This window comes from Actinoplanes xinjiangensis, from assembly GCF_003148685.1.
Lineage (GTDB): Bacteria > Actinomycetota > Actinomycetes > Mycobacteriales > Micromonosporaceae > Actinoplanes > Actinoplanes xinjiangensis.
The window spans coordinates 98,119-120,978 of record NZ_QGGR01000027.1; the positions used below are offsets into that span (position 1 = coordinate 98,119).

General features: G+C 70.7%; 19 protein-coding genes and 1 tRNA gene. 8 read left to right on the forward strand and 12 right to left on the reverse strand.

The genetic code is table 11. The features are described from left to right. Positions 1–60 precede the first annotated feature (60 nt). Positions 61–1,866, reverse strand: a complete 1,806-nt coding sequence (metG, locus tag BC793_RS39010; protein WP_109601662.1) for a methionine--tRNA ligase — start codon at positions 1,864–1,866, stop codon at positions 61–63. Between the two features lie 132 nt (positions 1,867–1,998). Between metG and BC793_RS39015 the strand changes: the two genes are divergently transcribed. After that, positions 1,999–2,883, forward strand: coding sequence for a hypothetical protein (locus tag BC793_RS39015; RefSeq protein ID WP_109601641.1), 885 nt, complete (start codon positions 1,999–2,001; stop codon positions 2,881–2,883). A gap of 161 nt (positions 2,884–3,044) precedes the next feature. Here BC793_RS39015 and rsmI read toward each other — a convergent pair whose 3' ends face one another. Then, positions 3,045–3,902, reverse strand: coding sequence for a 16S rRNA (cytidine(1402)-2'-O)-methyltransferase (gene rsmI / locus BC793_RS39020; RefSeq protein WP_109601663.1), 858 nt, complete (start codon positions 3,900–3,902; stop codon positions 3,045–3,047). A gap of 75 nt (positions 3,903–3,977) precedes the next feature. Here rsmI and BC793_RS39025 point away from each other — a divergent pair, with 75 nt between their 5' ends. From BC793_RS39025 to BC793_RS39035, 3 genes are all read left to right on the forward strand, one after another. Beyond that, on the forward strand, positions 3,978–5,561 hold the full coding sequence (locus BC793_RS39025; protein WP_239170514.1) for a dolichyl-phosphate-mannose--protein mannosyltransferase: 1,584 nt from the start codon (positions 3,978–3,980) through the stop codon (positions 5,559–5,561). A gap of 451 nt (positions 5,562–6,012) precedes the next feature. Next, complete coding sequence (locus tag BC793_RS39030; protein WP_109601642.1) at positions 6,013–6,600, forward strand: hypothetical protein; 588 nt, start codon at positions 6,013–6,015, stop codon at positions 6,598–6,600. Next, entirely contained in the window at positions 6,597–8,915 is a 2,319-nt protein-coding gene (locus BC793_RS39035; RefSeq protein WP_109601643.1) for a bifunctional polysaccharide deacetylase/glycosyltransferase family 2 protein, read from the forward strand. The genes BC793_RS39030 and BC793_RS39035 overlap by 4 nt, the downstream gene beginning before the upstream one ends. On the opposite strand, the gene BC793_RS39040 is transcribed toward BC793_RS39035, so the two are convergent. Then, complete coding sequence (locus tag BC793_RS39040) at positions 8,844–10,088, reverse strand: GAF domain-containing sensor histidine kinase (protein WP_109601644.1); 1,245 nt, start codon at positions 10,086–10,088, stop codon at positions 8,844–8,846. The genes BC793_RS39035 and BC793_RS39040 overlap by 72 nt on opposite strands. A gap of 115 nt (positions 10,089–10,203) precedes the next feature. On the opposite strand from BC793_RS39040, the gene BC793_RS39045 reads away from it, so the two are divergent. Beyond that, entirely contained in the window at positions 10,204–10,707 is a 504-nt protein-coding gene (locus BC793_RS39045; protein ID WP_109601645.1) for a DUF2199 domain-containing protein, read from the forward strand. A 9-nt stretch (positions 10,708–10,716) separates the two neighbouring features. Beyond that, positions 10,717–11,178 (forward strand): GNAT family N-acetyltransferase, encoded by a 462-nt coding sequence (locus BC793_RS39050; RefSeq protein ID WP_109601646.1) that lies wholly within the window; start codon positions 10,717–10,719, stop codon positions 11,176–11,178. Here BC793_RS39050 and BC793_RS39055 read toward each other — a convergent pair. The 9 genes from BC793_RS39055 to BC793_RS39095 form a co-directional block, all read right to left on the reverse strand. Then, a complete protein-coding gene (locus BC793_RS39055; protein WP_109601647.1) occupies positions 11,167–11,733 on the reverse strand; it encodes a DUF305 domain-containing protein in 567 nt (188 codons plus the stop codon). The genes BC793_RS39050 and BC793_RS39055 overlap by 12 nt on opposite strands. A 59-nt stretch (positions 11,734–11,792) precedes the next feature. Next, complete coding sequence (locus BC793_RS39060; RefSeq protein ID WP_170167328.1) at positions 11,793–13,100, reverse strand: copper amine oxidase; 1,308 nt, start codon at positions 13,098–13,100, stop codon at positions 11,793–11,795. A gap of 7 nt (positions 13,101–13,107) precedes the next feature. Continuing rightward, positions 13,108–13,836 (reverse strand): hypothetical protein, encoded by a 729-nt coding sequence (locus BC793_RS39065; protein WP_109601648.1) that lies wholly within the window; start codon positions 13,834–13,836, stop codon positions 13,108–13,110. Positions 13,837–14,416: 580 nt separating this feature from the next. Beyond that, a tRNA-Ala gene (locus BC793_RS39070) sits at positions 14,417–14,490 on the reverse strand. 214 nt (positions 14,491–14,704) lie between these two features. After that, the gene (sepX, locus tag BC793_RS39075; RefSeq protein WP_203896522.1) at positions 14,705–15,472 is read right to left on the reverse strand and encodes a divisome protein SepX/GlpR; all 768 of its coding nucleotides are present in this window, start codon (positions 15,470–15,472) and stop codon (positions 14,705–14,707) included. 112 nt (positions 15,473–15,584) lie between these two features. Further along, entirely contained in the window at positions 15,585–16,223 is a 639-nt protein-coding gene (locus tag BC793_RS39080; RefSeq protein ID WP_109601649.1) for a GNAT family N-acetyltransferase, read from the reverse strand. Beyond that, complete coding sequence (locus BC793_RS39085; RefSeq protein ID WP_109601650.1) at positions 16,224–17,537, reverse strand: molybdopterin molybdotransferase MoeA; 1,314 nt, start codon at positions 17,535–17,537, stop codon at positions 16,224–16,226. After that, on the reverse strand, positions 17,534–18,424 hold the full coding sequence (locus BC793_RS39090) for a UTP--glucose-1-phosphate uridylyltransferase (protein WP_109601651.1): 891 nt from the start codon (positions 18,422–18,424) through the stop codon (positions 17,534–17,536). Before BC793_RS39090 ends, BC793_RS39085 begins: the two co-directional genes overlap by 4 nt. Before the next feature lie 41 nt (positions 18,425–18,465). Continuing rightward, the gene (locus tag BC793_RS39095; RefSeq protein WP_203896523.1) at positions 18,466–20,445 is read right to left on the reverse strand and encodes a diguanylate cyclase; all 1,980 of its coding nucleotides are present in this window, start codon (positions 20,443–20,445) and stop codon (positions 18,466–18,468) included. 177 nt (positions 20,446–20,622) lie between these two features. On the opposite strand from BC793_RS39095, the gene BC793_RS39100 reads away from it, so the two are divergent. Further along, a complete protein-coding gene (locus BC793_RS39100; protein ID WP_239170515.1) occupies positions 20,623–21,294 on the forward strand; it encodes a 5-formyltetrahydrofolate cyclo-ligase in 672 nt (223 codons plus the stop codon). 488 nt (positions 21,295–21,782) lie between these two features. Then, the gene (locus BC793_RS39105) at positions 21,783–22,145 is read left to right on the forward strand and encodes an FmdB family zinc ribbon protein (protein ID WP_109601654.1); all 363 of its coding nucleotides are present in this window, start codon (positions 21,783–21,785) and stop codon (positions 22,143–22,145) included. Positions 22,146–22,860: the final 715 nt, after the last annotated feature.

Consider the following 22,860-nt stretch of genomic DNA (forward strand, 5'->3'; position numbering starts at 1 on the left):
GAGAACTTACCCGGGAGTACCACGGGGGATCAACGCATTTGACGAAGACGATCCGTTCGGTCAGGAGTCCTCGCCGCCGAGGCGGGCGAGCTCTTCCTCCACTACGGACGGATCGAGCTTGCGGAAGACCGGTTTCGGGGCGGCCAGCGGAGTGCCGGCGACCAGCGGCACCGACTCCCAGCGGGTGCCGACGGTGTAGTCGCCGGTCAGGATGGGATAGGACGGACCGCCGTCGAGGTCCTCGACCTCCTCGATCCGCGGCATCGGCGCGTGCACGCCCACGCCGCCGAGCAGCTCGAACACCTTCTGCGCGGAGTGCGGCAGGAACGGGGTCAGCAGCGTGTTCGCGTCGCTGACCACCTGGAGCGCCACGTGCAGGACGGTGGCCTGCCGCGGCTTGTCCTCATCGGACTTCAGCTTCCACGGGGCCTGCTCGGACAGATACTTGTTGGCCTCGGCGACCACCCGCATCGCCTCGCCGATCGCCGCCTTCTGCCGGTGCTTGCCGATCAGCTCACCGACCGTGGTGAAACCGGTCTTCGCGACCGCCAGGACGGCACGGTCCTCGTCGGTCAGCTCGCCGGCCGCCGGGATCTCGCCGAAGTTCTTCGCGGCCATCGAGACCGACCGGTTGACCAGGTTGCCCCAGCCGGCCACCAGCTCGTCGTTGTTGCGCCGGACGAACTCGGCCCAGGTGAAGTCGGTGTCGTTGGACTCGGGGCCGGCGGCCGCGATGAAGTAGCGCAGGGCGTCCGCGTCGTAGCGCTCGAGGAAGTCGCGCACGTAGATGACCACCCGGCGCGACGAGGAGAACTTCTTGCCCTCCATCGTCAGGTACTCACTCGACACGACCTCGGTGGGCAGGTTGAGCTTGCCCAGGTCACCGGGGGCACCGGCCTTGTCGCCCTCGCCGGAGTAGCCGAGCAGCAGGGCCGGCCAGATCACCGAGTGGAAGACGATGTTGTCCTTGCCCATGAAGTAGTAGCCGAGCGCGTCCTTGCCCTGCGCGTCGGCCGACCACCACTGCCGCCACGCCTCCGGGTCGCCGGTGCGCCGCGCCCACTCGACGGACGCCGACAGGTAGCCGATGACCGCGTCGAACCAGACGTAGATGCGCTTGTCGGCCCGGTCGCGCCAGCCGTCGAGCGGGATCGGGACGCCCCACTCCAGGTCACGGGTGATGGCCCGGGGCTGGAGGTCGTCGAGCAGGTTGCGGGAGAACTTGAGGACGTTGGGCCGCCAGTTCTCCCGGCGGTCCAGCCAGCCCCCGATCGCCTCGGCGAACGCCGGCAGGTCGAGGAAGAAGTGCTCGGTCTCGACGAACTGCGGGGTCTCCCCGTTGATCCGGGAGCGCGGGTTGACCAGCTGCTCCGGGTCGAGCTGGTTGCCGCAGTTGTCGCACTGGTCGCCGCGGGCGCCGTCGTAGCCGCAGATCGGGCAGGTGCCCTCGATGTAGCGGTCCGGCAGGGTGCGGCCGGTGGACGGGGAGATCGCGCCGAGCGTGGTGCGGGCGACGATGTAGCCGTTGCGGTGCAGCCCCTCGAACAGCTCCTGGACGATCGCGTAGTGGTTGCGCGTGGTCGTCCGGGTGAACAGGTCGTAGGAGAGGCCCAGACCGTGCAGGTCCTCCACGATCACCCGGTTGTAACGGTCGGCGAGCTGCCGCGGGGTCACCCCGTCGGCGTCGGCCTGGACCTGGATCGGAGTGCCGTGCTCGTCGGTGCCGGACACCATGAGCACGTCGTGGCCGGCCATCCGCATGTACCGGCTGAAAACGTCGGAGGGCACCCCGAAGCCGGAGACATGACCGATGTGGCGCGGACCGTTGGCGTAGGGCCAGGCGACCGCGGCGAGAACGTGACTCATGACGTACAAGCGTAGTGACCGCTCACAGCGGCTCGCGAACGGATGACCACCTCTCTCGCCGCTATCCCGATTTGTCCCGACACGCCCGATCAGTGACGTGCTCGGCTCCGGGCCGCGGCGTTAGATGAACAGGTGACCGCAAACCCGCCACAACCAGGCGAAACGCCTCAGGAACCGGGCGACCCCTGGTCGTCGCCCGAGAGCGCCTGGTGGCACGAGACGGCCGACGAACCGGACCTGCCCGACGCCGGGTTACCCGTCGTCGCCCGGGCCCGGGACCTCACCGACCATCAGTTCGACCGGCAGACCGAGCGGCCGGTCACCGCAGGCGAGCTGATGATCATCGAGCCGGCCGTCCGGCCCGCGGCGGCCCCGCCACCCGAGATGCGCGTCGCGCCCGAGGTACGGGCCGCGCCCGAGGTCGAGGAGCGGCTGGCGAACTCGCCGTTCTGGATGAGCGAGGAGGAACGCGCCGCCGCCGAGCCGGTCCCGGCCGGCCCACCCGCCCGCAGGCGCCGGCGGCCCCCGGCCGACAACCCGCTGACCTCGCTGCTCTGCCTGATCGTGCTGAGCATGGTCGCGGCGTTCTTCGGCTGGGTCAGCGCGGAGCCGTTCTGGCTGGCGGTCGGGCACGGCGACCAGGGGTACGCGACCACCACCCGGTGCCACGGGAGCGGAGTGACCCAGCGATGCGTCGGGCAGTTCGCCACCGAGGGCTTCTCCGTCGCCCCGGTCACCCTGCTCGGCGTCGCCGGCGACGGGCGGCGGCCGGGGGCGGTCTCACCCGCCCGGATGGTCGGCCCCACCAGCACCCAGGCCTACACCGCGGCGCCCGGAGCGCTCATGCACCTGCGCTGGACACTCGGGTTCCTGCTGGTGCTGATCTGCGGGTACGGCATCACGGAGGCGACCGGGGCCCGGCGGCTGCCGTCCCGGCCCGCCCGGCGGGGGGCGACGATCGCCGGGTTCCTCGGCCCGCTCCTACTACTCGGCGGGTTCCTGGCGGCGGCCTACTGAACTGAGCGGCGGGCTACTGAACTGAGCGGCGGCCTACTGGAATGAGCGGCGGGCAATCGAACTGAGCGGCGGGCTACCGAACTCAGCAGCGGCCCGCTGAAACGAGCGGCCGCGCGTCGCGGCCTCTTTCGTGGGGACGGTCGCGGGTGGCCCGTACCGGATCAGCGGTTTTCGTGGACCAGGGCGTAGACCGAACGTTTCCGCAGACCGTGAGCGTCGGCCACCTGCTGGATCGCGTCGCGGCGCGAAGCGCCCGCCGCCTCCCGCCCGGCCACCTCGGCCCGCAACTGATCGTCGTCCGGCGCGACCGGCGGCCCAGCCGGCGCACCCGCCACCACCAGGGTGATCTCGCCCCGCGGCGGGTCCGCGGCGGCGCCGGCCGCCAGGGCGCCCAGCGTGTCCCGGCGGATCTCCTCGTAGGTCTTGGTCAACTCGCGGCAGATCGCGGCCTGCCGGTCGGCGCCGAAGATCGCCACCAGGTCCTCGCAGGCGCCGACGATCCGGTGCGGGGCCTCGAAGAAGACCAGGGTGCGCGGCTCGGCGGCCAGCTCCCGCAGCCGCCCGCGCCGCCCCGAGCCGGACCGGGGCAGGAAACCCTCGAAGACGAACCGGTCGCTGGGCAGGCCGGAGAGGGCCAGCGCGGTGGTCACCGCGCTCGGCCCAGGGGCCGAGGTCACCGGGAAGCCGGCGTCCAGCGCGGCGCGGACCAGCCGGTAGCCGGGGTCGGAGACGCTGGGCATGCCCCCGTCGGTCACCACGGCGACGACGGCGCCGGACCGCAGGGCCTCGACGAGTTCGGGGGTACGCCGTTCCTCGTTGCCCTCGAAGTAGGAGACGATCCGGCCGCCGACCGTGACGCCGAGGTCCCGGGCGAGCCGCGCGAGCCGCCGGGTGTCCTCCGCCGCGACGACGTCCGCCGAGGTCAGGACGTCGCGCAGGCGTGCCGAGGCATCGCCGGTGTTGCCCAGTGGGGCGCCCGCGAGCACGACCCGTCCGCCGGCTTCTTCTCCATGAGGCATCCGAAAAGTCCATCACATGACGAGACGCGCCGACGGCGGGCCTACGTTCTCAGCGACGGGGCCTACGATCGCGGGGTGACGACGGCGGCCACAGCTGAGACAGAACTCACCACCCCGGACTCCCCGGCCGAGGCGGAGTCGACCCCGGGTGGGCGTGTCATCCCCGAAGTCGTCCGGCGGCGCCTGTCGACGCTGGACCGGAGCTTCGACCCGTACTCGTGGCTGGTCACCGTGGTCATCACGGTGATCGCCGGGATCCTGCGGTTCGCCGGGGTCGACAAACCCAAGGGGTACATCTTCGACGAGGTGTATTACCCGACCGACGCGTGGGACATGCTGCAGCACGGCGTCGAGTGGGACGAGAAGAACAACGGCGCGGCGTACGTGGTGCATCCCCCGCTCGGCAAGTGGCTGATCGCGCTCGGCGAGATCCCGTTCGGCAACACCGAGATGGGCTGGCGGTTCTCCACCGCGGTGGCCGGCACCCTGATGGTGCTGATCTTCATCCGGGTCGCCTACCGGCTGTTCCACTCGGTCGTGCTGGCCGGGATCGCCGGCCTGCTGATGGCGCTGGACGGTTTCCAGCTCGTGCTGTCGCGGACGTCCCTGCTGGACATCTTCATCGGGCTGTTCATCCTGATGACGTTCGCCGCCCTGGTGCTCGACCGCGACCACTACCGGCGCAGCTGGCAGCGGGCGCTGGAGCGCGGTTTCGACCCGTCGGCGACGCCGCACCTGCCGCGGATCATCCCGTGGTGGCTGCTGGCCTCCGGGGTGGCCTTCGGCATGGCGTGCAGTGTCAAGTGGAGCGCCCTGTTCTTCGCCCCGTTCTTCGCCGGGATGGTGCTCGTCTGGCGGGCCCAGGCACGGCGCTCGGCCGGGGTGCGCGGGCCGATCATCGCCGGGATCCTCGGCGATCTCGGCTGGCTGATCCTCACCTTCGGTCTGGTCATCGCGGTCTACCTGGCCAGTTGGACCGGGTGGTTCGTGACCGACAACGGCTACTTTCGGCACTACCGGGCGGACAACGGGTGGAGCGAGCCGCCGGTCATCGGTGCCTTGCAGAACCTGGCCCACTACCACTCCGAGGCGTTCAACTTCCACACCGGGCTGACGCAGAAGCACACCTATCAGTCGTGGCCGTGGCAGTGGCTGCTGCTGGGCCGGCCGGTGGCGTTCTACTGGAGTTCGGCGGCCGGCTGTGGCGCGGCCAGTTGCGCGGCCGAGATCCTGCTGGTCGGCACGCCGATCCTGTGGTGGTCGTTCCTGCCGGCGCTGGGTGTGATGGCGTGGTTCGGGGTGGCCCGGCGGGACTGGCGGGCCAACGCGATCATGACCGGGGTGGTGGCCGGGCTGCTGCCGTGGTTCTACTTCGCGGTCAAGGACGGCCGGACGATGTTCGCCTTCTACGCGATGCCGGCGCTGCCGTTCCTGATCCTGGCGGTGGTCTACGTCCTCGGGGCGATCATGACACCGGCGAGCGGGATGACCTCGGGGACCGCGCGAACCGACCGGCAGCTGGTGGGCACGGTCGTGGTGAGCACCTACGTCATCCTGGTGGCGCTCTGTTTCGCCTACTTCCACCCGATTTTCGTGGGCACGATCATGCCCTACGACGACTGGTCGGTGCGGATGTGGCTGGGCGGCCGCTGGATCTAGCGGCGACGCGCCGGGTCGCTACCACCGAGGGGCGCGAACGAAAGGGCGCGCCCCGATCGCCTGCCACGGGGGAAGCGGGCGATTGGGGCGCGCAAGAAGAGCTTAACGAGCGGAGATGTCCCGCACAACGGGTGGTCACGGCAGATTGTCGTGTCGCTCCCATCATCCCAGCGATTCGGACAATCAGCCCTTATAGTTCTTATGGGTTTTTTCGTTTTGCGAGAAATGCTCGATAAATGAGTCAGGAATGCGACAGTAAATTACCGGGTACGGCGGCGTAACCTCTCTCGCTCCGCCCCGGCATCACTGCTCAGCGGAATGGCCGCGGAACCTCGGCGCACCAGCCCCCACCGGGTCAAAGCAATTCGTCCTGTTTCATGTGAACAGTCGGCCGTCCCCCTTGTGAGTGATTCGTGCCAAGATCGCAATAAATGTTCATAAGCTTCGCCGCGTGACATCGCAAGAGCCCCAGACCCCGCACCCCACCGACATCGACGCGGCCGAGACGGAAGTCATCGCCGTCCCGGAAGCCGCGCCGGTGTTCGTGGACTCCACCGGCCGGCGCAGCCGTCTCCTCCGGCGGATCGCGCTGGCCTTCGGTGTCCTGCTCGTCGCCTACGGCGGGCTGATCAGCATCAGCCTCGCCGGCGGGCCGGTGAGTTCGAGTGCCGTGCTGCCACTGCCCGGCCTCGACGACGAGGACGAGCCGGCCGAGCCGCAGTCGCGGCCCACCCCGGCCCCGGCCCCGACGCCGTCGGTCAGCCCGACCCGCCGGATCGTCGAGTCGACCGTCCGGGGCGGTGTGGAGCAGCGCCGGCCGCTCGCCTCCCCCTCGACCAGGTCGTCCACCCGGGCGACCCGCTCGACGACGCCCACGCCCACGCCGTCGGCCAGTTCAGGCAGCTCGTCACCGAAGCCGGTGGAGTCCACTACGGCCACCCAGCAGCCCACCCCCCAGCCGAACCCGACCACCAGCACCACGGTCGCTCCGCTGCCGCCACGCGTCCCGCCGACGCCGAACACCGGCACCGGCCGGTGAGCGCCGCACCCGCCCGCCGGAACCGGAGGCGGGTCCTGCCCCGCCCACGGGTACTGCTCGGTTCGGTGCTCGCCGGGTTCTTCGTGGCCGTGCTGATCGTGCAGGCATACGTCGACGCCGAGTTCACCGGCGACCACATCCAGGACGAGGTCGGCGACCAGGCCGGGGTCCCGGCCGAGATCCTGCGTGGCGGACCGATCATCAACACCACCGGCGGCCAGGAGAGCACCACCCGGCTCCCCGGGCGCACCATCGCGCTCACCTTCGACGACGGCCCGGATCCGGAGTGGACGCCGAAGGTCCTCGACGTGCTGCGCCGGCACGACGCGCACGCCACCTTCTTCGTGGTCGGTTCCCAGGTGGCCCGGAACCCCGACGTGACCCGGCGGATCGTGGACGACGGCAACGAACTCGGCCTGCACACCTTCACCCACCCCAACATGCAGCGGCTCGCACCGTGGCGGCGGGAACTCGAACTGTCCCAGACCCGGATGGCCATCGCCCGTGCCACCGGGGTACGCACCAACCTGGCCCGGTTCCCCTACTCGTCGAAGAACGCCGCGATCGACGAGGTGAACTGGAAACTGATCAAGGAGGCGGGCGCCCTCGGCTATCTGGTCGTGGTCAACGACACCGACAGCAACGACTGGCAGCGCCCCGGCCCCGACAAGATCATCGCCGACGCCACCCCGCCCGCCGACCAGTCCGCGGTCGTCCTGTTCCACGACGCCGGCGGTGACCGCTCCCAGACCGTCGCGGCCCTCGACCGGTTCATCCCACGGATGAAGGCCCGCGGCTATCGGTTCACCACCGTCACCGAAGGCCTCAACCTGGGCATCGCCGCCGCGAAGACCGGCGATCTGCCCACCCTGCCGCTCAATCCGGAGGCACCGCCCGGCGACGCGTGGCGGGGCACGGCCGTGCTCTGGACCGTGGGCCTCGCCGACGGCATGGTCACCGTGATCGCCGTCCTGTTCGTCGTGGTCGGGGCGCTCACCATCGGCCGTACGCTGCTGCTTCTCCTGCTCGCCACCCGGCACGCCCGGCAGCGCCGCAGACCCGGCTGGCGGTGGGGTCCGCCGGTGACCGACCCGGTGTCGGTGATCGTGCCCGCCTACAACGAGAAGGAGGGCATCGAGGCCGCCGTCCGGTCACTGGCCTGCGGCGACCATCCCGAGATCGAGGTGGTGGTGGTCGACGACGGGTCCACCGACGGGACCGCCGACCTGGTCGACCGGATGGGACTGCCGAACGTGCGGGTGGTCCGGGTGCCCAACGGTGGCAAGCCGAACGCCCTCAACACCGGCGTGGCGATGGCCCGGCACGACCTGATCGTCATGGTCGACGGCGACACGATCTTCCAGCCCGAATCGCTGCGGCTGCTGGTCCAGCCGTTCGCCGACCCGTCGGTGGGTGCGGTCGCCGGCAACGTCAAGGTCGGCAACCGGGAGACCACGGTCGCCCTCTGGCAGCACATCGAGTACGTGATCGGCTTCAACCTGGACCGCCGCCTCTACGAGGTGATGAACTGCATGCCGACCGTGCCCGGCGCGATCGGCGCGTTCCGGCGCGAGGCGCTCGCCGAGGTCGGCGGGATCAGCGACGAGACCCTGGCCGAGGACACCGACGTCACCATGGCGATGTGCCGGGCCGGCTGGCGGGTCGTCTACGAGGAGAACGCCCGCGCCTGGACCGAGGCACCGACCACCATGGAGCAGTTGTACCGGCAGCGGTACCGGTGGAGCTACGGAACCATGCAGGCGATGTGGAAGCACCGGAAGTCGCTGTCCGACTCCGGGCCGTCCGGCCGGTTCGGCCGGGTCGGGCTGCCGTTCCTCGCCCTCTTCGGGCTGGCACTGCCGATGCTCGCCCCGGTCGTCGACGTCATGCTCGTCTACGGCCTGGTCTTCTGGGAACTCAAGGAGACCGCGATCGCCTGGCTCGGCATGCTGGCCCTGCAACTGTTCACCGCGGCCGTCGCCTTCCGGATGGACCGCGAGTCCCTCCGGCCGCTGCTCACACTGCCGTTGCAGCAGTTCGCGTACCGGCAGCTGATGTACCTCGTGCTGCTCCAGTCGGCGACCACCGCGCTGACCGGCGGGCGGCTGCGCTGGCACAAGCTCAACCGGGCCGGGCTGACACCGCCGCCGGCGTCCGTGACGGTCCGGGTACCGGCCCAGACGAGACCCGCAAGCCCGTCCCCGGTCGAACTGCAGCCGACCGGGGACGGGCGGGCGTTCGGTTCAGGCGACCGCAAGATCCCGGACCAGGGCGGCCGGATCCATCGACGCGTACGGGAACACGACGTGCAGTGAGGTCCCGTCCCCCGGCCGGTCGGAGAGGGCCACCGTGGCGTGGTGGGCGTCCAGGATCCGCTTCGCCACGGCCAGCCCGCGGTCCGGGCCGGGCACGTCCCCCGGGTTGGCGATCGCGCCGTAGTACAGGTGCGGGAACAGGTCGGGTCGCAGCCCGTCCGGCATGTCCATGTCGTCCAGCCGTACCGTCGGGCCGGATTCCATCTCCGTGCCCACCCGGACCCGGCCGCCCTCCGGTGTGTATTTCACCGCGGCGAAGAGCAGGTGCGTCAGCACCTGTTCGAGGCGCACCGGGTCGGCGATGATCGGCAGCGACGGGCCGCCCGCCTGGTTGAGGATCCAGATGTGCTTGCTGGCCGCGATCGGCCGGACCGCTTCCACGGCCCGCTGGGTGACCCGCGTCAGGTCGCACTGCCGCATGTGCAGGCTCTCCCCACCGAGCCCGGCCTCGGCCATCGTGGTCAGGTGGTCGATCAGCTCCCGGAAACCGCGGCAGTGCGCCGCCGTGGCCCGCGCGACCAGATCGCCCATCTCGGCGTCGTGGTATCCGGTGTCACCGAGCCGTTCCAGGTACGCCGACATCAGCCGCAGCGACGACCGCAACTCCCCGCCGACCAGTCCGGCCAGATCGTCCTTGCGCCGCTCCAGCTCCTGGAGCCGGGCCGTCGTGTTGGCCAGCGCGAACGCGTACCGCCGCAGCTCCAGCTGGGCGGTGACCTGGCGGGCCAGGGCACGCAGCGCCTGCTGCTGCTCCATGTCCAGCCGCCGCGGCTCGGTGTCCATCACGCACAGCGTGCCGAGCGCGAACCCGTCGGTGGTGAGCAGCGGCGCACCGGCGTAGAAGCGGATCCCGCCCTCCGCCGTCACCAGCGGATTGTCGGCGAACCGGTCGTCCTCACGGGCGTCCGGCACCAGCATCAGGTCGCGGCCGAGAATGGCATGGGCGCAGAACGAGACGTCCCGCGACGTCTCCGCCACTTCGCTCCCGGTCTGCGCCTTCGCCCACTGCCGGTCCGCGTCGACCAGGCTCACCGCCGACACCGGCGCTTCACAGACACTCGCGGCCAGTACCGCGATGTCGTCGAAATCCTTTTCGGCAGGACTGTCGAGTATGTCGAGCGAGTAGAGCGCGCCAAGCCGCTCGATCTCATTGTCGGGCAGTGGTGCTTTCATGCGGTCACCTCCGAGACTCACCCCAAGAGGTACCACCCAAAAGTAGCAATTCTCGCATTTCTCCCGGAACTGGCGCTGCCCGCGGGCCGCTGACGAGCGGTTATGCTTCGCGGCCATGAGCACCGAGCAGTTCGCCTGCGGCACGTGCGGCGCCGCACACGACGGCCCGCCGCTCAGTTTCGCCGCTCCGGCACCGGACTACTGGCAGCCGGAGATGGCCGGGCAGGAGGGCTGCCTGCTGGACGCCGACATCTGCGTCATCTCCGGCGAGCAGTTCTTCGTCCGCGGACTGATCGAGCTGCCCGTGTGGGACACCGGCGACATCTTCACGTACAGCATGTGGGTGTCCCTCAGCCGGCCCAGCTTCACCCGCGCCGTCGACGTGTGGGAGCAGCCCGGGCGCGAGACGGAGCCGCCCTACTTCGGCTGGCTGTCCAACATCATCGCGGGGTACGAACCGACCACGCTCAACCTGCGCACCAACGTGCACACCCGGTCGGTGGGCCAGTTGCCGTACATCGAACTGGAACCCACCGGGCACCCCCTCGCGGTCGAACAGCTCGCCGGTATCACCCGTGCCCGGGTGGAGGAGATCGCCTCCTTCCACCTGCACCGCTAACCTGCCCTGATGCGACTGCGGACGATCGACCCCCGCAACTACGAGGCGGCTCTCGAGATCGAGGTCCGACCCGACCAGAGTGACCTCGTCGCACCCGTCGTCAAATCCCTGGCCGAGGCGTACGTCTTCGGCGACCGGGCCTGGCCGCGCCTCATCTACGACGGCGACGAACTCGTCGGTTTCGTGATGGCGTTCCTCGACATCCCGTGGACCGACCCGGACGACGCCGACCGGCGCTCCGGCCTCTGGCGCCTCAACATCGCCGCCGGCCATCAGGGCCGCGGCTACGGCACCTTCGCCGTCGAAGCCGTCTGCGACGAGATCCGGGCCCGCGGCGGTACGCAGGCCTACGTCACCTACCACGCCCGCGAGGGCGGCCCGGCGCCGTTCTACACCCGCCTGGGCTTCCGCCCCACCGGCGAGATCGCCGACGGCGAGACGGTCGCCGTCCGCGACCTGTCACCGCTTTAGCAGGGCGGCCATCACGTCGTTCTCCGCGGTCTGCTCATTGATCACATGTTTGGCCATGCTGCGGATGTACGCGTTTCCGCCGTCGGCTTCGAGCAGTGACCGCGACATGGTGATGGCGCCACGGTGGTGCTCGATCATCAGCCGCAGGTAGGCGGCCGGCGCTGCCTGGGCGTCGGCCCGGTCCAGCTCGTCCAGCTGGGCGGCGGTCAGCATGCCGTGCTCCGTGCCGGCCTCGGCCGGGCCGGTCGCCGGGCGGCCCCACGCTGTCAGCCACTCGTTGGTCAGGTCGATCTCACGCTGCTGGTCGCGCGCGATGAACTCGGCGATCAGGCGGACCCGCTCCGGGACGTCGCCCTTGGCGATCAGTGCGCGGCTCATCCCGACCGCCTGCTCGTGATGCGCGACCATCATCCGCGCGAAATGCTCGTCGGCGGCTCGGGGCGTCTCCTGTGACACCGGTTGCCGCACCGGCTCGACGGCGCCGCCGTCACGCAGCAGGAATACGGTCAGACCGGTGGCCGCGATGCTGAGCACCGCGGCGAAACGGCGGATCATCGAAAGTCTCCCTCCGGGATGCGTGGCCGGCCCGGCCGTTCGACCGGGCCGGCCACGGGTCAGCCCTGCGCGCCCGACGGCTCGGGCTGCGGGTTGCCGTTCTGGCCCGCACGCTCGTCCGGCGTCAGCTGGTTCATCGCGGTGAAGTCCCGCGGCACCAGGTCGAAGCCCTGCCAGTGCATCGGCATCGGACTCTGGTCCTCGTCACGCGGCACGTGGTGGAAACCCACCCGCACCCACATCACCGGGTCGGTCATCTTCTCCTTGTCCTTGACGAAATCCAGGACGGTACGGCGATCCGGCGGGCACTCCGGGTCGGAGGCGTTGCCGCTCGCGTACTTCTCGCACGGGTTCTTCTGACTGAAGGTGACGTCCGGTTTCGTCTCCGGGTGCCCCTCGTAACGGTCGTCGCCGCCGGTGACCAGCTCGTACGAGCGCAGGTGCCCGTCGGTGTTCTTGCTGGACTGGCTGGTCACCCGCCACCACCGCTGGTTCACCTTGGAGAACGTGCCCTCCTTGGCGATCGTGGTACGCGCCGTCTTCAGCTTGGCGGTCACCTCACCGCGGCCGTCGAGCGTGGTGTCGTACTGGTCGACCCGCTCCCCGCCCTTACCGGCGACGTTGAAGTCCACCCGCCAGAACGCGTTGTGGTAGTGCATCGTCGAGTAGTAGTTCGCGTCCTTGCCGATGGGCCAGCCACGTGCGGCGTCCGCCTCGGTGTCCGGCGCCAGGTCACCGGTGGCACCCAGGCGGGCCGAGATCTGGCCGTCGTCGTGCAGCCGGTACTCGGTCACGTACTCGTACCAGGACAGCTTGCTGATCGTGCGCAGCACCAGGTCGTGCCCCTGGTCGGAGGAGAGCACGCTCTTCTCCCCGTTGTCGTCCCAGGTCTCCTCGCGCCCCCGGTAGGCCAGGCCGGAGGGCTCGGCGCTGACACAGAGCACCTCCCGCTGCTTCGGCTCGCCGGAACCGTCCGAACCGAGGCGGGCAGAGCCGCCCTTGCAGTCCTCGCCGGCGAGCGTCTCCAGGTAGTAGCCGCCCATGCCCAGGTCCGTCAGGTCGTCGAACTCCATGTCACCGGTGTCGTACGGCACGTGCAACTGGGCGAGCCGGATCGAGTCGAGCACCTGCACCGGCTGCGGGTTGCGCTTCGTCGCGACGAAGACCTTCTCCAGGATCAGTCCGGCCTTGTCGTGGATGCGCCAGCAGAGCTGCCAGGTGGTGCCGTTCGGCAGGGTCTCCTTGACGGTCGCCGACGAACTGCAGGGCGGCGCCGGCGCGGCGGCCTGAGCACCGGACGGCACGGCGGCGCCGAGCAGGGCCGCGGTCAGCAGCGCGGTCACGGCTGCGATCTTTCGGTACGTCATGCTGCCCTCACTTGAGGCGGGCGACGGTACGCCCGGACAGGTCGATGATGAACTCGCTGACACTGAGGTACCGGCCGTCCTCGGTCTGCACGATGAGCTGCACGCAGCGGTTCCTGCCGCACTGACTCGCGCCCTGGTCGGCGGGCTTGGCCGTGTAGATGTGCGCGGTCGGCACCAGGCCGTCCGTACCGTTGAGCGCCTTGCCGGTCGCCTTCCGGTACGCCTCCTTGAAGCCGCTGCCGAGCGGATCGGTGACCAGCAGCCCGAGAGCGGTCCTGGTCTCCTGTTCGGACGCCGGCGGCTGCATCCCACCGGCGGAGAACGACTTGGCGAGCTTGCCCGTGGTCAGGTCCACGACCTGCTTGAACAGCTTCTCGGACCGGTAGTCGTAGTAGTACAGCTCGGCCTGCCGGCCACCGGCCTCGGTGTCCACTTCGGCCGACAGATACTCCGGCCCGGCCTTCCCGGTCACGTCCTCGGCATCGGCTGCGAGCTGCGGCGTGAGCGCGAGAGCCCGCGCCTTCTCGACCTCGCCGCTGGTCAGCGCGTCACTGCCACTGCCGGTGGCGGCCTCGGGAAGCGGGCTCGGGTCGGAGACGTGCGGCTGCTCAGCCGCCACCGTCGGGGTCGGCGGGGTCGGCGCGGCGTTCGCCTGCCAGGCGGCGAACCCGAACGCGGTCACCGCCGAGGCTGTCGCGATGGTGAGCCCCCAGGCCCACTGTCGATATCGAACCACTCTTCTGTTCCTCCCGTCGCGGTCCGCATGGACGTTTACGGAAGGAGAGTGATATTCAGGTGAAGTCAAATGCGATGGTCATCTAAGCAACAATGTGCTTCGCGGGGAATCGCCTGGTCATTGACGGATCCACGTACATGCAGGTCAGAATAGTTAATTTATCGACAATCGCGTTTGTCTCCCGCATTCGTGCCACCGCTGCGGGCCGATCAGATGATCACCTTCATCACGTCGCCGGCGACGATGTTCTGGACGGCCACGGGCACCGCGGTCTCCGCCGCGCGGGGACAAGGCCGACTGATGGGACCGTTTCGCATAGGCCGACGATCAACTTCGGCCGTTCCGGGAGGGCGCCTGTGGGTTATGGCTGCTTCCCGGGCCGGGAAGCGGCCATAACCCACAGGCGGACGATCGAGTGGCTGGCAGCGGGGACGTCGCCTTGGGCAGTTGAAGGGCGCGGGACTGTCCGCGAGGGGAGCGGGCGTGCCGGGAGGGTCGACAGCGGTGACGCCGGCACGACTGAACGAGGAACGGGCTGGCCGCTGGAGTCAGCGATCAGCCCGTTGCCAGGTTCTTAGGGTGGAGCTGAGGGGATTTGAACCCCTGACCCCCTCGATGCGAACGAGGTGCGCTACCAGTCTGCGCCACAGCCCCTTGGTCATCCGGTGACTGGGTCACCTTGGAACCGTTGAAAGGCTAACAGGTCATCACGCCACCTCGCGAACCACCCCTCCCCCAAGACCGCAACGCGCCCGGGAGGGCAACAGCCCGGATGGCGGCCCTGGGGCGGTGGGTTTCGCCCGCGCCGCCGAGGGAGCCGCGGGACGGCGTGGTTCGGCGCGGGGCGGGCCGGCCGTACCGACTGCTCCTAGGAAGCGTTGGGCCGACGCCCACCGGCCTCGTAGGGACGGCCGCGCAGACCGCCGCGCCGTCGATAGGAGACGGAGCCGCCGTTGGCGGCGACCGGCAGGTCGGAGGGTTCCCGGTCGAGGCCCATGGCCGCGCGGCGGACGGCTTCGCGCTGGGCGGCGAGGCGGCGCTGGGCCTCGCGGCGGGCGGCGGCGCGGCGGGCCTGTTCGCGGCGGACCTCGGCCTGGCGGGCGGCGAGCCAGGCTGCTTCGCGGGCCTGGATCCGACGGCGCCGGCGGTCGGTGATGGCACGGTTGCGCAGGTGTACGAGGTACAGGCCGAGCAGGCTGCCGGTGACCGCGAAGCTGATCCAGAAGCCGGGCCCGACCGCGACGACGCCGACGAGCTCGATGGCGTTGAGGAGGACGAGCGCGGCGAAGACGCGGCGGCGCCGGACGACGGCGGGGGTGCCCCGGCGCTGGGGGAGGCGGCGGGGTGGGCGTCTGCCGGTGACGAGCCGGAGGCGCCGTTCGGTGGTCTCTTTCCGAGTGGCAGGATCACCCGTTGGGGCGGGGACCGTAACCGTGACCTGGCGGGCGGGGTTGATCGGTCGGCGTCCGGGCACGGTGCGGAGACGGCGGCGGCGTTGTAGCACCCGCGCCGTCGACGACGCCCGTTCCGCGGCGAGGCGCTCGGTGGCGTCGTACCGGCGTACCAGCGCCGGCGCGAGGGCGAGCAGGCCCGCCGCGGCGAGGACGGCGAGGAGCACCGAGGTCGGCACCGTCACCGCTCCGATCCGCCACGACGAATGACACGTGGAATGACACGACGAAAGCGAGGTTACGGGCGGTAGCCGTGATATTTCGCGCGCCGCGCCGGTAGCGTTGCGACGTTGAAGATCATGAGGTGGAGCGGACGCGGCGCCAGCGCGCCAGCAGGCCTCCCTCGGCGGCTACCTCTTCGCTGGTCATCGCGTAGCCGAGGTGGTCGCGCCAACCGCCGTCGATGTGCATGTAACGCTGGTGGTACGCCTCTTCGCGGAATCCGAGCTTCTCGACGACGCGACGGCTCGGCCCGTTCTCCGGCCGGATGTTGACCTCTATCCGGTGCAGGCCGCCCGGCCCGAACGCGTGGTCGACGGCGAGCGCCAGCGCGGTCGGGATGACACCCCGGCCGGCCACCCGGTGGTCGACCCAGTATCCGGCGTACGCCGACGCGAATGCCCGCCGCACGATGTTGCCGAGGTTGACGTGGCCGACGAGCCGTTCCCGGCCGTTCTCGACGAGGCAGACGGCGAACGGCATGCTGTCGCCGTTGCGGGCGGCCCGTCTCATGTCGCGGTAGACGTATCCGAAGGCGCGTGGGGAGTTCATCTCCGCCCACGGGCCGGGCGGCGCCGACTCCCACGGGGCCAGCCAGGCCTGGTTGGCGATCCGTACGTCGGACCAGGCGCGGGCGTCGCCCCGTTTGTACGGCCGCAGGAGCACAGCCCCATCCGCCAGCACAGCGGGCCATCCGGGCGTGGTGGCCCCCAGCATCTATCGCCTCCGGTCGAGCAGCAGAACGTCGACGGTCGAGCCGGCGGCCGCTGTGGTGACCCGTTCGCCGAGCACCAGCAGGCCGTTCGCCTCGGCCAAACCGGACAGAGTGTACGGCCCACCGGCGAGCGGCTGCACCGTGTAACCGCCACCGCGCCGTTCCGCGACGTAGGCGGGCCGGAACTCGCGGAGGCCGCCGGGTGACGAGACCGTCTCCAGCAGGTGCGCCTTGATCCCGGGGCGGAAGACCGGTTCCGACCCGGCGAGCAGCTGGATCACCGGCCGGGCCAGCACCTCGAAGCCGATGAGTGCGGCGCCGGGCTCGCCGGGCAGGCACACCACGGGCACCTCCTCACCGCCGACCGTGCCGAAGCCGAGGGCGGTGCCGGGGCAGAGGGCGACGTCGGTGAACTCGACGGTGCCGCGGCCGGGACCGGGCCGGGACAGCACCCGGCGCAGCATGTCGCCGGGCCCGGTGCCGGTGCCGCCGGTCGTGATGATCAGGTCGGCGCGCAGCGTCTGGTCCTCCAGGAGGCCGCGCAGCCCTTCCGGGTCGTCGTCGCAGATGCCGATCCGGTACGCCATCGCGCCCGCCTCCACCGCGGCGGCCGTGAGGGCGTGCGAGTTGGCGTCGACGACCTGGCCGGGCTGGCTGGGCCGGCCCACGTCGACGAGTTCGTCACCGGTGGCCACGACGACGACGCGAGGGCTGGGCCGGACCATCACGTGCCCGATGCCGGCGGCGGCGAGGACGGCGACGGTGGGCGGGGTGACGTAGGAGCCGGCCGAGGCGAGGAGCTGCCCGACGGCGATCTCCTCACCTGCGCGCCGGACGCCGGAACCGCGTTTCGGGGCGTGCAGGATCTCCACCGCGGCCATGCCCTGATCGGTCCAGTGGACCGGGACGACCACGTCGGCGCCGATCGGCAGCGGCGCCCCGGCGGCCACCGAGAAGCAGGTGCCGGGGGTGAGCCGGACCGGCCGCCAGTGTGCCGCTCCCATGTCGCCGACCACGTTCAGCCGGATGGTGCGGGCGGTGTTCTCGAACTGCCCGAACGACGGGTGCGACCCGATGCGCCCGGCGCCGGCCAGGTCTTCCCATCGGGCCGCGTACCCGTCGATCGCGGCCTGGTCGAACGCCGGGTACGCGTGCGGGGCGACCACGTCGGCCGCCAGCACGTTCCCGTGCGCCTGGGTGAGGTCGAGGTCGAGCGGAGGCAGCGTCCGGAGCCTGCGCAGCACGCTGCCCAGGTACTCGGCGAGAGGCATCAGCTCGTTGGAAGCGGCCGCCTCGCGATCGGCCGTGGCGGTCATCCCTTCCAGCCGCCGACGAATTCGGTGAGCCAGGCCCGGAACTCCTCGCCCAGGTCGGGCCGCTGCGACGCGAGCTGGACGACGGCCTGCAGGTAGCCCAGCGGCATACCGGTGTCGTAGCGGTGGCCGCGGTAGACGATGCCGTGCACCGGGACACCGTCGGCCAGCATCGTGGCCATCGCGTCGGTGAGCTGGATCTCGCCGCCGGCGCCCGGCTTGGTGTCGGCGATGACGTCGAAGATCTTGCCGGGCAGCACGTAGCGGCCGAGGACCGCCAGGTTGCTCGGCGCCTCCTCCGGGGACGGCTTCTCGACCAGGCCGGTCACCTCGACGACGTCCGGGTCGCCGGTCTCGCGGACGCTGGCGATGCCGTACCGCGAGGTCTCGTGCGGGGCGACCTCCATGAACGCGAGGACGATGCCGCCGGTCTTCGCCTGCAGGTCCAGCATCGCCGGCAGCAGCGGCTTGTCCTCCTCGACGAACTCGTCGCCGAGGAGCACCGCGAACGCGTTGTCGCCGACGTGCGCGGCGGCGGTGCCGACCGCGTGGCCCAGGCCGAGGGCCTCACCCTGCCGGACGGTGTAGATGTCGGCGAGTTCGCTCGAACGGCGTACCGCGGCGAGTCGCTCGTGGTCGCCCTTCTTCTCGAGCCGGGCCTCCACGTCGGGACGCCTGTCGAAGTGGTCGACCATCGCGGTCTTGCCGCGCCCGGTCACCAGCAGGACGTCGGTGATGCCGGCGGCCGCCGCCTCCTCGACGATGTACTGCAGGACCGGCCGGTCCACCACCGGCAGCAGTTCCTTGGGTACGGCCTTGGTAGCCGGCAGGAAGCGGGTCGCGAGTCCCGCAGCCGGGATCACCGCCTTGACGGCGCGCTTGGTCGTCATACAGTCACTTCACCTTCGCTGGTTCCGGACATGCCGCGAGACTATCGGCCACGACCGTGTCGCGGCGGCTGCGGCCCACCGGTGGTGGCGGCCGCGGCATCCAGATGCCCCTCCGGTACGGCCGGGGAAACCCGTTCCGCGAGCCGATAGGTGTCCCGGCCGGCGTGCTTCGCCGCGTACAGCGCCTCATCGGCCGCATCGAGCACCTCCTGGGCCGTCGCACCGTGTTCGGGGAAGACCGCGATGCCGATCGACACACTGATCGAGATGCTGTCGTCGAGGCCGGGCCGGCGCGGGTCGACCGGCACCGGCCACTCCCGCACCGCGGCGCCCAGCCGCTCGGCGACTATCACTCCGCCGTACGCGTCCGTCTCCGGCAGCAGCACCACGAACTCCTCCCCGCCCTGACGGAACGCCACGTCGACCTCACGGAGCCCGATCCGGATCCGCCGGGCGAACTCGCCCAGCACCTGATCGCCCGCCGTGTGCCCGTACGTGTCGTTCACCTCCTTGAAGTGGTCCAGGTCGAGGACCAGGACGGTGAGCATCCGGCCGAACCGGCTCGCCCGCTCCACCTCGCGGCGCAGCACCTCGCGCAGATAACGGTAGTTCCAGAGTCCGGTCAGCGGGTCGGTCAGCGACAGACGTTGTGCCTCCTCGTGGACCCGGACGTTGTGCACGGCAACCCCGGCCTGCCCGGCGAACGTGCGCAGCGTCCGCAGGTCGGCGTCCTCGAAGACCGGCCCGTCCAGCCGGTCGTAGAGCGCCAGCACGCCCAGCACCGACGGGTCCGGCCCGCTGTCCTCGTCCGGCGGTGCGCAGATCGGCACGGCGAGATACGAGTCACAGGCCGGCTCGTCGGGGGCCCGGCCGGACGTACCCCGCAGCGGGGTCCCGGTCGTCGCGACCCGGCCGAGCACGCCGCGGCCGGGTGCCAGACGGCGTTGGGAGAGTTCGGCCGGCGACAGGTCCCACGATCCGGTCAGCCCCACGCCGCAGCGGGCCGCCAGGCGCCCGTCGGCCGGATCGGTGAGCAGGATCAGCCCGGCCCGCGCACCGGTCGCGGCCATCGCGGTGCGCAGGATCACCGGCAGGATCCGGTCCAGGTCGTGGGTGCTGGACAGGGTGTCGCCGAGAATCGCGAGATGCCGTCGCAGCTGATCGCGGCTCGCGGTGAGCGCCTGCACGTAGGACTGGAGCTCCCGGGTCATCCGGTTGAAGGTGCCGGCCAGGCGGCCCAGCTCGTCCGGGCGCGGGATCGGCACGCGGGTGTCCAGATCACCGTTGGCCACCCGGTCCGCGGCCCACGCGAGATCACCGAGCGGCCGGGTGGTCGACCGGGCCAGCCAGCGCGCGGCGATCACCGCGGCGCCCGCCGTGACCAGCACGATCAGCAGCAGGATCAGGTAGCGGACGGTGGGCCCGGAAGCCGGGACGGTCAGCATCAGCGACAGCGGCCGGCCGGGCTCGGCGGGCAGGTACCGGCCGGTGGTCCCGGCGACCGCGGGCACGCGCGCGCCGAGCGCCACGGCGACATCGGCAGCGTCACCGAGCCGGTTCAGCAATGCGGTGTCGACCCGCTCGGCGGCGATCACCGTGACATCACCGGTGTACGCGGACGCGGCGAGCGCGGTGACCGGAGCCGTCGTCGCCGTGCCGGGGTTCGCACAATCCTGCCGGCCGTTCGTCGCGGGATCGACGGTCGCCGCGGAACGGCCGAGACTCGGCTGATCGTGATCGGTCACGTGAATCTCGGTGGCCAGCCCGCGGGCGACCAGCTGGTCGGCGACGGCCCGCCGCTCCCCCGCCGGGACCACGGCGACCGCGTCCGCCGAGGTCTGCAGCTGGCGGCAGAGGGCGCCGACCGCCACACTGACGGTCGTCGCCGCGTGATCGAGGCGCTCGGTGGCCCGCTCCCGGCTCACGGCGCCGACGGTCAACGCGACGAAGATGGCCCCGAGCAGGACCGGACCGAGCACGACCACCAGGAATGCGCTGGTCAGCCGGCCACGAAGTGTCACACATCCTCCCGGGAGTGGCCCTCTTTGGAGCGATGCTGACATAGTGCGCACCGTTTGCCGGTTTTCAGAAGGGGGTGTTGCATGTCGGATTTAACCCCTGATGCGGAAAAATCACACCAAATCAAAATATCGCTCCGCACACGGCTGCTCACTGCGCGTCGATCACTTCCGGTCGCCGTGCGATCGGCCGCCGACGCACAACTTCAAGACCAGATCATCGCTCTGGTACGGCGTACCGGCGCCCGTTCCATCGCCGCCTACGTTCCGGTCGGCTCCGAACCGGGAGGGTCCGACCTCCCGGACCGTCTGCTGGCCGCCCTGCCGCCTGACGGCCGCCTTCTCCTACCGGTCCTGCTCCCCGACAACGACCTCACCTGGGCCGACGCCGCCCCGCCCACAGCCTCGTCTGCCGCCCCGCCCACGCCGCATCTCACCTCGAGCCCCGGCAACTCGAAGGGGCCGGCGAGCCCCGGCGGTCCCGTCGCACCGGGGGTCTCCGCCGACCCGTCCGGCCCTCGGATGGGCCGCTCGCTGCTCGTCGCCGGGCCGCGTGGGCTACGCGAGCCCGCCGGGCCGCGGCTCGGTGTGGAGGCCGTGTGCTCGGTCGACCTGCTGCTGGTGCCTGCGCTGGCGGTCGGCGGCGACGGAACCCGGATGGGACGGGGCGGGGGCTCCTACGACCGGGTGCTGGCACGCCTGCCGGAACCCGGTCCCCTGGTCGTGGCACTCCTGCACGACGGTGAGGACGTCGATTTCGTCCCGGCCGAACCCCATGACCGCCGGGTGCACGCGGTGATCACTCCGACCGGCGGCTTCGCACGCCGGCCGTACTCGCCGTCCGGCTCTTGATCGCCGTGCCGTTGGACTGGATCGCTCTGCCTTGGCTGGATCGCCCTGCCGTTGGATCTGGGTCGCCTCGTCGCTCCGTCTGGATCGCTTTGTCGCGTCAGGCCCGCGAGCCGTCGCTCCCGTACCCTTCAAACCGCCGATGAGGCGTCCCGGGTACGGCTCGCGGATGTCTCGGCAAGATCCTCAGCAGCGGGTTCGGGCAGCGTGTCGGCAACGCGACGCAACCGGCACCCGGCGCCGGTGGTCCGATTGTCGGCGACGCCCGGAAGCCGTACACCTCCTCGCCGAGCAGCATGCGTCTTCGCTGAGCAGCACCCGGCGAAGCGCTCTGAAGTCGCCGTATTCACCATCCCGAGGCCCCAGTGTGATATCACCCACCGTCCGCTTCTCCCTCAGGCCGGACGCCGAGTGGACGAATTGACCTCCGATGCCGCAACATTGGCACTCGGAGTTGGCGAGTGCCAGCAGCCGATTGATCCGGAGGAGCCGTGCCTACCTACCAGTACGCCTGCACCGAGTGCGGTGAGCAGCTTGAAGCAGTGCAGTCCTTCTCCGACCCGGCACTCACCGAGTGCCCGAACTGCCAAGGCAAGCTCCGCAAGGTGTTCAACTCGGTCGGCATCGTCTTCAAGGGTTCGGGCTTCTACCGCAACGACTCCCGGTCCGGCAGCGTGAGCGCCGAGAAGCCGACCGCCGGTTCCGGCGACTCGACCCCCGCGAAGGCCGAGACGTCGAGTTCTTCGTCGACCGGTTCGACATCGTCGACGAGCACGTCGTCCACGTCCTCCACGAGCAGCGGCACGACTTCCTCGTCGGGCAGCAGCGGCACGAAGGCCGCCGCGGCGCCCTGAGCCGCGCCGCCCCAAGCGTCACCTGCGCGCCGAGCCGATCCGGCTCGGCGCGCAGCCGTTTCCGGCCACCGCTGCCGCTCTGACCCGCCTTCCAAATCGGGCCACCCGGCAACCACCCGGCCGGCGTCGCCCTGACTCGCACTCCAAACCGGTCCTCCCCGGAACCACCCGGCCAGCGCCGCCCTGGCTTACGCTCCACAACCCGGCCCCTCGGCCACCACCCGACCGGCCCTGCCTCGGCAGGAGCTCCAGGCCGGGCCTCCCCCGCAACCACCGTCCGGCGCCGCCCTGGCTTACGTTCCACAAGCCGGTCCCGCCAACTCCCCGGCCGGCGCCGCATCGGCATGCGCTCCAGAACGCGGCCTCTCGCCAACCACCCGACCGGCGCCGCATCGGCATGCGCTCCAGAACCCGGCCTCTCGCCAATCACCCGACCGGCGCCGCATCGGCATGCGCTGCGAAAGCATGCTTGCCAGCAATCACCCCACCAGCGCAGCCACCGCTACCCGTGGAACCCCGGTGCCGCCGCCCCGCCCGCCGCAACGCCCTGGGACCGCCGTCATGCCCCAACCCTTTCTGGGTGACGGCGCGGCCCCTACCCCCAGACGATGGGGATCGCTTAGGCCGTGTCCTGCCGATCACCGAAGCCAGATAACAGCTGCGATGAGCAGCAAGGATGATCGGTAGATGGCGGCGCGTTTGGCGTAGCGGGTGG

Coding starts and splice junctions, on each gene's coding strand:
- metG (WP_109601662.1), bottom strand. CDS start 1,866: ATGAGTCACGTTCTCGCCGCGGTCGCCTGGCCCTACGCCAACGGTCCG.
- rsmI (WP_109601663.1), bottom strand. CDS start 3,902: ATGCCTCATGGAGAAGAAGCCGGCGGACGGGTCGTGCTCGCGGGCGCC.
- BC793_RS39040 (WP_109601644.1), bottom strand. CDS start 10,088: ATGAAAGCACCACTGCCCGACAATGAGATCGAGCGGCTTGGCGCGCTC.
- BC793_RS39045 (WP_109601645.1), top strand. CDS start 10,204: ATGAGCACCGAGCAGTTCGCCTGCGGCACGTGCGGCGCCGCACACGAC.
- BC793_RS39050 (WP_109601646.1), top strand. CDS start 10,717: ATGCGACTGCGGACGATCGACCCCCGCAACTACGAGGCGGCTCTCGAG.
- BC793_RS39055 (WP_109601647.1), bottom strand. CDS start 11,733: ATGATCCGCCGTTTCGCCGCGGTGCTCAGCATCGCGGCCACCGGTCTG.
- BC793_RS39060 (WP_170167328.1), bottom strand. CDS start 13,100: ATGACGTACCGAAAGATCGCAGCCGTGACCGCGCTGCTGACCGCGGCC.
- BC793_RS39080 (WP_109601649.1), bottom strand. CDS start 16,223: ATGCTGGGGGCCACCACGCCCGGATGGCCCGCTGTGCTGGCGGATGGG.
- BC793_RS39085 (WP_109601650.1), bottom strand. CDS start 17,537: ATGACCGCCACGGCCGATCGCGAGGCGGCCGCTTCCAACGAGCTGATG.
- BC793_RS39090 (WP_109601651.1), bottom strand. CDS start 18,424: ATGACGACCAAGCGCGCCGTCAAGGCGGTGATCCCGGCTGCGGGACTC.